The following is a 9,364-nucleotide window of genomic DNA, read 5'->3' as shown; positions in this document are numbered from 1 at the left end:
GTTCACAAACATGGAACCACATCTATGCGCGCAAGCCATTGTTCGGACTCATGTCCGCTCTCACGCCGATTCACGAAACCTGGAAAAACGACAACAACTGCCGCAGGCCGAAAAAACGGACAGCAAAAACTCCAAAAACCACCCCGTTCGGCACGGCAAAAACAGTCCGGTCTTCCAAGCTGGAGGGCCGCGCCATGATCGTTGCCTTGCTCAACCAGAAAGGCGGCGTCGGCAAGACCACGCTCGCCACGCACATCGCGGGGGAACTGGCCTTGCGCGGCCAGCACGTCGTCCTGCTGGATGCCGACCCGCAGGGTTCCTCACTGGACTGGACACAGCGCAGAAGCCAGCAGGGCTTGCCCCGGCTGTTCAGCGCTGTGGGCCTGGCACGCGAAACATTGCACCAGGAAGCCCCAGAGCTCACCAGGCGGGCCGATCACGTCATCATCGACGGGCCACCCAGGATCGCCGCCTTGGCGCGTTCTGCGCTGCTGGCGGCCGAACGAGTGCTGATCCCGGTACAACCCAGCCCCTACGATCTGTGGGCCAGTGCCGAGATGGTGGCGCTGATCCGTGAGGCCCAGGTGTTCCGGCCGCAGCTCGCAGCGGCCTTCGTCATCAACCGGCGCGTCAGCACCACGGTGATCGGGCGCGAAGCGCGGCAAGCCTTGACCGAACAGCCGTTGCCAGCGCTACGCAGTGAGGTGCGCCAGCGCATCGTCTTCGCCGACAGCGTGGCGGCGGGCCGATTGGCGCGGGAGACGGCCCCAGATAGTGCGGCGGCGCAGGAAATCACCGCGCTGGTCGATGAGCTGCTGCGGTGGCCGTCATGAGCGACAACAGCAACCCACCCAACGGCAAAGGCGCGGCCAAACGGGTCGGCATTGGCGCGCGTCCGCCCGCCAATCCGCACGCCGAGGCGTGGATTCGCCAAGGCGACGCGGATGCGCTCAACAAAAGCGACCTCTACACCGCTCGCCTGACCCTCGACATCACGCCCGCCATGCGGGCACGCATCAAGGTGTCCGCCTTCACGCAAGGCGTGACCGTGGCCGACCTGCTGCGCGGTTTGCTGGAGCGCGAGTTTCCAGAACAGCGCAGGGAGAACACACCATGACCACATCCGCATTGTCTGCTACCGCACCGCCCGCCATCGCGATCACGGATGCGCACGTTGCACCGCCCAGCCCGCCTAGCAGAGCGCCGTTGACGCGCGTATCGCTCGCCTACATCGAGCCGCGCTTCAAGCTCTACCTGCGCTTCGGCGAACCGGCGCGCACGCTCCAGCTCGACCGCTGGCGGCGCTGCGCCGTGTTCCTGCCAAACGCGGTGTTCTGCCGCATTCGCTGGCAGGCCAACGACTACGGCACGATCCGCTGGCAGCTCATGGTGATGCAGGCTGCTACACCGCTTAATGCCGTGCAGCGCATCCCTGGCGTGCAGCCAGGCGCGTGCCTGCTGCTGCATGCCGAAGGTGACGCCACTGTGCGCGCCGTGCTGGAACGCATTGACGGCATCGAGGCGCTGGGCATCGCAGCCATTGACGTGTCGCCCGCGTACTGGCGCACGCTCGCCAACCGGCTCGCCGCGCATTTGTCGCTGCCCGAATACACCGCGGAGCGGCACGCCGCCTGGCTGGCCGGGAGGGCGCTGCCATGACGGCCTATCCCACAGGCGCATGCATACCCAAAACCGCGCCGCATCCTCGCTCGCGCCTGCGCGCTCGCCTCGTGCTGGCGGGCTTCGCCGCAGTCGGCCTCGCTGCGCTGGCTTGGGCGGCTTTCGCGCAGCCGTTGCCGCGTCTGATCTACAACCCGTCTGACAGCGTGGCGGTCGGCTGGTATCGCGTCGATCCGTTGGGCCACGGCACCGGCTCGCTACCACGTCCCTTGTCCGTGGGCAGCATCGTCCTGACCACGCTGCCGCCAGACACCGCCGCGCTGGCTGCGCAGCGCGGCTATCTGCCGGCGCGCGTGCCGCTGCTCAAGCGCGTGGGCGCCGTCGCGCCGCAGGAGGTGTGCATCGCCGGCCGCATCGTCCGCATCGACGGCGTGCCCTCGGCCGCCGTGCGGCCCGCCGACCGCTGGGGCCGCCCGCTGCCATCCTGGCAGCAATGCCGTCGCCTCGAACCCGGTGAACTGTTCCTGCTCGGTGTGACCAACCCGGCGTCGTTCGACAGCCGGTATTTCGGGCCCTTCAGCACATCCGCCGTGATCGGCGTCGCGCATCCGGTCTGGCTGGAGTCCCGCCCATGATGGCCGCCGACTCGCTGCAAGTTGCCGTGCATCTTGTCGTGCCATCGGGCGTGTCGTTCTGCTGGCCGTCGCCGTGTCGTCGCGCGTGCAGTGCGGGTGCATTCGCACCGCACTTCGCGCCGTCTTCGGTGCAGCCGTCTTGCCTCGAACGCGCTCGGCCTGCGGCCATTGGCGCGTTTTCTAGCGGTCTGGCTGCGAGTGCAGCAGCGCCGCCGGGCCGACGATGCCCGAAGCAACAGCGAAGGGCAAAGGCGGAAGGCAAGACAAAAGGGTTCGGCACCTTGCCGACCGCAAAGCCAGTCTGCACATGGGGGTGGCGCGGCACGGAGCGGCTTCGCCGCTGTGCCGCGTTCGGCGCGAGGGTCGCGCCAATGCAGGCATGTCCGCGTGCTTCGCACGACCGGACACGCCCGAACTTGCAGGGAGCGCAGTCATGACCGACCGCCGCGACGATGATTTCCGGGTGCGCCCCAGCGCCCCGAAGAACCGAGGCAAGGGCCAAGGCCAGAGCTTCGTTTCCAAGGTGCTCAAGCAGGCCGGCAAAGCCAGCAGCGGCAAGTCGGCGGTGCGCTGTCCTGGCACTAGCGGCAGCGGCCAGCGCGCCGGCCAGCGGCCCGGTGCACGCCTGGGGCGCGGCCACACGGCGGCACGCTTCGCCGGCGCGAAGCTGACGCCCATGTCGCGGCGCGTGACTATCAAGACGATGCTGGTCAATCAACGCAATGCCAGCCCGCAATCGCTCGCCAAGCATCTGCGCTACATCGAGCGCGACGGTGCCGGCCGCGACGGCGAACCTGGGCGGGCCTACGGGCCGCAGACCGACGAAGCCGACCTCGACGCCTTCAAGGATCGGGCCGCCGACGACCGGCACCATTTCCGCTTCATCGTCTCCCCGGAGGATGGCGCAGAGCTGGATGACCTGCGCACCTACACTCGGCATCTGGTGAACCGTATGGAAGCAGACCTGGGAACCCGGCTCGATTGGGTCGCGGTCGATCACTGGAACACCGACAACCCACACACCCACCTGATCGTGCGCGGGCGCGACGACACCGGCAAAGACCTCATCATCGCTGGCGACTACATCGCCCACGGCTTTCGCCATCGCGCCGCCGAACTGGCGACCGAATGGCTGGGGCCGCGCACCGAACTGGAGATCCAGCAGACCTTGCAGCGCGAGGTGGAACAAGAGCGGTGGACGAGCCTCGACCGCACGCTGCAACGCGAGGCCGGAGACGATGGCCGGGTGCAGATCGAACGGTTCAACGAGCCGGCGCTGCAACGCAAGCGCCTGCTGCTGATCGGCCGCCTGCAACGCTTGCAGCGCCTGGGCCTGGCCGACGAGACGCAGCCCGGCACCTGGGCCATTCATGCCGACGCCGAGCAGACCTTGCGCGCCTTGGGCGAGCGTGGCGACATCATCCGCACGATGCAGCGGGCCATGAGCGGCCAGCCCCGCGAGCTGGCGGTGTTCGAGCCGGCCGGCGATGCCCGTACCGTCATCGGCCGCGTGGCTGCGAAGGGGCTGGCCGACGAGCTGCACGACCGCGGCTATCTGGTCATCGACGGCGTTGACGGGAAGGCCCACTACGTCGCACTGAACGCCCGCGACGAACTGGCGAACTACCCCACGGGCGCGGTGGTGGAGGTGAAGGGGGCGGCCGACGTGCGCGCCGCCGATAAGAACATCGCCGCGCTGGCGAGCGATGGCCTGTACCGCGCCGATCATCACCTGGCGATCGAACAGGACCGAGCCACGCCCGGACGCGACCCGCAGGAGGTTGTCGCCGCCCACGTCCGGCGGCTGGAAGCCCTGCGCCGGGCCGGCATCGCGGAGCGTGTGGCAGAGGGCCTATGGAAGGTGCCGGACGACCTGGCCGATCGTGGCCGCCAGTACGACGCGCAGCGCCTGGGTGGCGTGGCCGTGGAACTGAAATCGCATCTGCCCATCGAGAGGCAGGCCCGCGTCATCGGCGCGACCTGGCTTGACCAGCAACTGATCGGCGGCGGCCGGGGATTGGGCGACCTGGGCTTTGGCGGCGACGCCAAGCAGGCCATGCAGCAGCGCGCCGACTTCCTCGAAGAACAGGGGCTGGCACAGCGGCGCGGCCAGCGCGTGATCCTCGCCCGCAACCTGCTGGGCACGTTGCGCAACCGGGAACTGGCGCAGGCCGCCAAGGACATTGCCGCTGAAACCGGCCTGGAGCACCGCCCGGTGGCCGACGCGCAGCGCGTCGCCGGCATCTACCGGCGCTCCGTCATGCTCGCCAGCGGGCGCTACGCCATGCTCGATGACGGCATGGGCTTCAGCTTGGTGCCATGGCGGCCGATGATTGAGCAGCGGCTAGGGCAGCAGATCGCCGCGACGGTGCGCGGAGGCGCTTTCACATGGGAAGTGGGACGTCAACGCGGCCCATCGGTTGGGTAGTACCTGCCATGTGAGGGCGGGCCGCGTCTCTGCTGCATATGTTTTTTTCGGATTACCAGACCGTGGGCTTAGGATTGCGCTCGTTAAAATCACGCTGGTGCCAATACGGATAGATTGGCGTGCGCTGGCTTGCAGCGTCGAGCTTCGCCAGCTGTTCGGTACTCAGCTTCCAACCGATCGCCCCAAGGTTCTGCAGGAGCTGCTCCTCATTACGTGCACCGACAACGACACTGGAGACTCCCGGGCGCTGAAGTAGCCAGTTCAAGGCCACCTGCGGAACCGTTTTTCCCGTTTCAGAGGAAATGTCGTCTAGCGCATCGACGACCCTATACAGTTGCTCTTGTTCCACGATTGGGCCGCCGACTGCACCACCCTTGGCGATACGACCGTCACCGTCCTGTCCGCGACGGATCTTGCCGGTCAATCGCCCCCAACCCAGAGGGCTCCATACCATGGTGCCAAGCCCCTGATCGAGCGAGAGAGGCATCAACTCCCACTCGTAATCGCGACCGATCAAGGAGTAATAGCCCTGGTAGGCGACGTATCGAGACCAACCGTGGCGATCGCTAGCAGCCAATGACTTCATGACATGCCAACCGGAGAAGTTGCTGCAACCGATGTAGCGCACCTTGCCACTTGTCACCAGGTCGTCAAGCGTGCGCAACGTTTCATCGACAGGGGTCAGCGCATCGAAGCCGTGCATGAAGTACACGTCGATGTAATCCGTCCCGAGTCTGCGCAAACTGGCTTCTGCGGCAGCGAGCAAATGGTGTCGAGATGACCCTTTGTCGTTTGGCCCTGTTCCCATCGTGAAAGTGGCCTTGGTCGAGATCAGGACTTGATCACGTCGGCCCTTGATTGCTTGTCCAAGTATCTCCTCGGACGCGCCACGCGAGTACACATCGGCAGTGTCGAAAAAGCTCAGGCCATGCTCTAGACATACGTCGATCAGTCGTTTCGCCTGCGCCACATCGGTATCACCCCAGCGAGCAAACATCTCACCTACGCCACCGAAAGTGCCGGTGCCAAAACTGAGTGCGGGAACTTTGAGTCCTGATCGACCAAGTTGACGGTATTCCATAAGAATGTATTCCTTTCAAGTAGAAGGCTTGGAGAAAAACGGGCGACCGCCCCTTGTTTGGCAGTGGTTAGGCAATTTTGAAAAGCTCTCTGTTGAGTGCTTCGGAACTCGCCTGAAGCGTGGTTCTGTGCGGCGGGAGAGGTTTGGTGCGTTCATCCTGCAGTCGCTGAGCAGCATGCAGCGGCCAGTGAGGGTCGATCAGTGCTGCGCGACCGAGCATGATCGCGTCAGCATTCTCTTGAACAAGAATGCTTTCCGCATGCTCTGCGGTGGTAATCAACCCAACCGCACTGACAGGCAACTCACAAACGTCGCGCACAGCCCGCGCAGCTGCTACCTGATAGCCTGGCCCAACGCTGATTTCTGGGTTAGGTGTGTTTCCACCCGTGGATACGTCAATAAAGTCCACCCTTTCTTCACGCAGCCAACTGGCGACTTCAGCTACTTCCGAGACGGTAAGACCGTTCTCCTCCCAATCGGTCGCAGATAAGCGAACGAACAAGGGCACATCAGGAATTGCGCGACGGATTGCCCTCACAACCTGGAGGAGTACGCATGCGCGATTCACGAGACGTCCGCCATAGTCATCGGTTCGTGCATTACTCAGCGGCGAGAGAAACTGATGCAGGAGATATCCATGAGCAGCATGGACTTCGACCACATCGAAACCAGCAGCAACCGCGCGTTGTGCCGCCAAAGCAAAAGCGGTTGGAATTTGGCTGATTTCGTCGGATGTCAGTTCAGACGGAACAGCATAGTCTCCAAAGGCGATCGGTGAAGGTGCGACAGTGCTCCATCCACCTTCATCTAGAGGCACTGACCCGCGTGCTCCACTAAACGGGTTCAAAGCACCAGCTTTTCTCCCGGCATGACCCAATTGCACGCCGATGCGTGAACCACGGGCGTGTACTGCTTGAGTGATTCGAGCCCACGCATCGCGCTGCTCATCATTCCACAGACCCGTGTCGTGCGGCGTTGTGCGCCCTTCGGGGCAAACAGCCGTGGCTTCAGTAAGGATCAGACCAAATCCACCATTTGCAAACGCGGAAAGATGAACGTGATGCCAGTCGTTGGGCATGCCATCATCAGCCATGTACTGGCACATGGGTGCCACCCAGGCCCTATTTGGGATCGTGACACCCTTAATTGTCAGGGGCGAAAAAAGTCGGGTTTTTGCAGAAACCATCAAACTACCTAAATGCTTTGATCAAAAGAGAATATGAATGCAGTGGTGTTCCATAACATGCATCCAGTTGAATGCATGAATAGCTGGATGCATGTTGGGTCATTCAGACGCCATCACTTGCCATCGCGGAAGTCGGCAATGCTCACGTTGGTCAATGCGTAATCACTGAACACAACCCGGCAGCCGTCTGCATTGGGAGACTGCGCTTCAAAGCCAACCTCTGGCTCTTGCTCAGTGTTATCGAAAGCGAATGCCCGCACGAAGATCCACTTCGCGCCATCAAGCGAGGCATGCAGTGCATACACGTTATCCTTGCGAGAGATGCGCAGATTGACCTGCTTTCCATCCACCACGAAGGCATTGGCATCGTCAGAGGTAGCACCTTTGTTGATGACGGAAACCACCATGGGTTCGCCGTCCGGCGAATATTCGAAGCACAGCTTTGCCCAGGTGCGCTCATCCACTCGCAGGAACAGGACGCCTGCATCAAACGTGGCACCGAACTCTACGTTTACCGTCGCGCGGAACTGAAAATTACCTGATGGAACGCGAGTCATCAACGTCGCAGCGTTGTGTCGGCTGGCAGTCGTGACCACAGAACCAGCGCGGCCGGGGTCGATAAAAATGTCGCTATGTCCAGGTGCGAGCACGCTTACGCGGCCGCTGACATCATCAACCTTCCAGTCAGAACCTTGCGAGGCAATAAAGTCGTTAGATATGTTGTGCAGTTTCATCAAGCTCTCCAGTTGTTAGTCTGCGGAAAGAGTGCGCCACTAAAAGAACAGTTCGATCACCGTTCGGTGAAAAGAACCCTCCATTGCGAAACCATTTCGTCAATGTGCTTGGCATGGGGGACATGTTTTTGAAGGTGGCTGTTCAAGTTCATGCGTTACGTCTTTGCAAGGTGGTGGCCAACAGCAGGGGCAGAGCCAACAGCGCCAGGACGACAAGCATCGTGAGCCGAAGACCGATGTGCTCGCCAATAAAGCCGAGCAACGGAGGGCCGACCAGAAACGCCATGTAGCCGATCGTTGCAAGAACCGCGATGCGCGCAGCTGGATCGTGGCCAACGGAGGCTCCAGCCGACATCGCTACGGGAAATCCCAGTGATGCACCGATCCCCCACAGAAACACGCCAACACCTGCTACATACAAGGAGGGTGCGAGAACGACAATCAGTATTCCAATGGCACCGATTAGCGCACTGGCGCGAATTACGTTGACAGGGCCGAAGCGATGCAGAACACCTGTTCCCAAGAACCGCCCCAAAGTCATCGTCGCAGCGAAAGCGACGAACATAAGCGAACCAACGGCTTCAGAGGTTTCGTGCGCATCCACAATCAGAAGCGGTAGCCAGTCGTTGGCGGACCCTTCGGCCAGCGCTACAGCAAGCACGATCGAACCAATGAGGATGAGCTTCGGATCGTCCTTGATGGTGGCGAGGAAGCCTCGCTTGTTCCCGGAATTAGTCGCGCGCGCGCCGTGAGATCCGACCACACCGTAGGTGACATAGACCAGCATCGGACTCAGCAGCGCACAAACGACGAGCATGTGCGAGGTGACGGACAAGCCTTGTGCAACCAGTAGCAGGCCGCACACGGCACCGAGCATCGTACCCAGGCTGAAGCAGCCGTGCACCAGCGTCAGCACGGGCCGGCCCAGACCACGTTCCACATGCGCCCCCAACACGTTGACGGCCACTTCGGCTTGGGCCATGCCAAAACCGACCAGGCCCAAGCCCAAGCCTGTCGTCCAGGCTTGAGCAAGGTGTGTACCGCTCGACAGAACGATCAACCCCGCCAAAGCGAGCGGCATGCCCGCGCAGACAGCACGGTCCGCACCGATACGGGCCACGATGTTGCCGGCCAGCAGAATCCCGCCCATCGAGCCCAACGAGAACCCGAAAAGGATCAGGGCCATCTCTGCTGTGGATGCACTCAGAGCGTCGCGGATAGAGGGCGTGCGCACGACCCAGGAGGCCATGACGAAACCAAGCACGAGGAAACACCCGAACAATGCCCGGCGCGTTTTGAGCAATCTTGCGTTTTCAGTATTCATATTCATTCTCTGGTTGCTGGAGGCTCTAGGCCTTACTGGTTGATCTGGCGGAGGGAGTCGTTGGTTTGCCTACCAGTTCATTGGAGAGATAAGGCGCTGTCCGGCTTGCCTTTACGGCAGCCACTACCTCTGGTAGCCCACTGACCACCACCTGGCCAGCTACTGGAATAGAGATATTCAAATCTCTTGCCAAAGTAGGCATCAGTCCGATGATGATAAATTCCGTGGTCACGATAACGAATGCGGCCAATGAGAGGATGGCTGTTGGTTTCCACGCGGAACTGAGCCGGTTTTTCCACCGAGAAGTGAGCCACCTCTGAGTATGGTTTTCTGATCAGGCTTTGGTCAATGGGTTG

Annotated in this window: 10 protein-coding genes; 5 read left to right on the top strand and 5 right to left on the bottom strand. The window is 62.2% G+C overall.

The genetic code is table 11. From position 1 onward, the window contains the following. Nucleotides 1-194 precede the first annotated feature (194 nt). The 5 genes from parA to FHS81_RS18255 all read left to right on the top strand — a co-directional run bounded on the left by parA (nt 195) and on the right by FHS81_RS18255 (nt 4,683). A complete protein-coding gene (gene parA, locus FHS81_RS18275) occupies nt 195-833 on the top strand; it encodes a ParA family partition ATPase (protein ID WP_124084154.1) in 639 nt (212 codons plus the stop codon). Next, nucleotides 830-1,117, top strand: coding sequence for a chromosome partitioning protein ParB (locus FHS81_RS18270; RefSeq protein ID WP_124084153.1), 288 nt, complete (start codon nt 830-832; stop codon nt 1,115-1,117). Before parA ends, FHS81_RS18270 begins: the two co-directional genes overlap by 4 nt. Then, entirely contained in the window at nt 1,114-1,659 is a 546-nt protein-coding gene (locus FHS81_RS18265; RefSeq protein WP_124084152.1) for a DUF2840 domain-containing protein, read from the top strand. Before FHS81_RS18270 ends, FHS81_RS18265 begins: the two co-directional genes overlap by 4 nt. Next, nucleotides 1,656-2,255: a S26 family signal peptidase gene (locus FHS81_RS18260; RefSeq protein WP_124084151.1), complete on the top strand. Its 600-nt coding sequence runs from the start codon at nt 1,656-1,658 to the stop codon at nt 2,253-2,255. The genes FHS81_RS18265 and FHS81_RS18260 overlap by 4 nt, the downstream gene beginning before the upstream one ends. A 433-nt stretch (nt 2,256-2,688) precedes the next feature. Beyond that, on the top strand, nt 2,689-4,683 hold the full coding sequence (locus FHS81_RS18255; RefSeq protein WP_183755014.1) for a relaxase/mobilization nuclease domain-containing protein: 1,995 nt from the start codon (nt 2,689-2,691) through the stop codon (nt 4,681-4,683). A gap of 52 nt (nt 4,684-4,735) precedes the next feature. Here the strand turns inward: FHS81_RS18255 and FHS81_RS18250 are convergent, their stop codons facing one another. The 5 genes from FHS81_RS18250 to FHS81_RS18815 all read right to left on the bottom strand — a co-directional run. Continuing rightward, nucleotides 4,736-5,764 carry an aldo/keto reductase gene (locus tag FHS81_RS18250; protein WP_080163059.1) on the bottom strand — a complete coding sequence of 343 codons (1,029 nt, stop codon included), beginning with the start codon at nt 5,762-5,764 and terminating at the stop codon, nt 4,736-4,738. Between the two features lie 67 nt (nt 5,765-5,831). After that, nucleotides 5,832-6,950: an NADH:flavin oxidoreductase/NADH oxidase gene (locus FHS81_RS18245; protein WP_080163061.1), complete on the bottom strand. Its 1,119-nt coding sequence runs from the start codon at nt 6,948-6,950 to the stop codon at nt 5,832-5,834. A 113-nt stretch (nt 6,951-7,063) separates the two neighbouring features. Continuing rightward, complete coding sequence (locus FHS81_RS18240; RefSeq protein WP_080163063.1) at nt 7,064-7,684, bottom strand: DUF1349 domain-containing protein; 621 nt, start codon at nt 7,682-7,684, stop codon at nt 7,064-7,066. Nucleotides 7,685-7,832: 148 nt separating this feature from the next. Then, a complete protein-coding gene (locus FHS81_RS18235; RefSeq protein WP_210281834.1) occupies nt 7,833-9,008 on the bottom strand; it encodes an MFS transporter in 1,176 nt (391 codons plus the stop codon). A gap of 77 nt (nt 9,009-9,085) precedes the next feature. Next, a partial coding sequence (locus FHS81_RS18815) for a hypothetical protein (protein ID WP_210281832.1) occupies nt 9,086-9,364 on the bottom strand: 279 nt, incomplete at its 5' end.

This window comes from Pseudochelatococcus contaminans, assembly GCF_014195635.1.
GTDB lineage: Bacteria > Pseudomonadota > Alphaproteobacteria > Rhizobiales > Beijerinckiaceae > Pseudochelatococcus > Pseudochelatococcus contaminans.
This window is presented reverse-complemented; position numbering and strand designations above follow the sequence as displayed.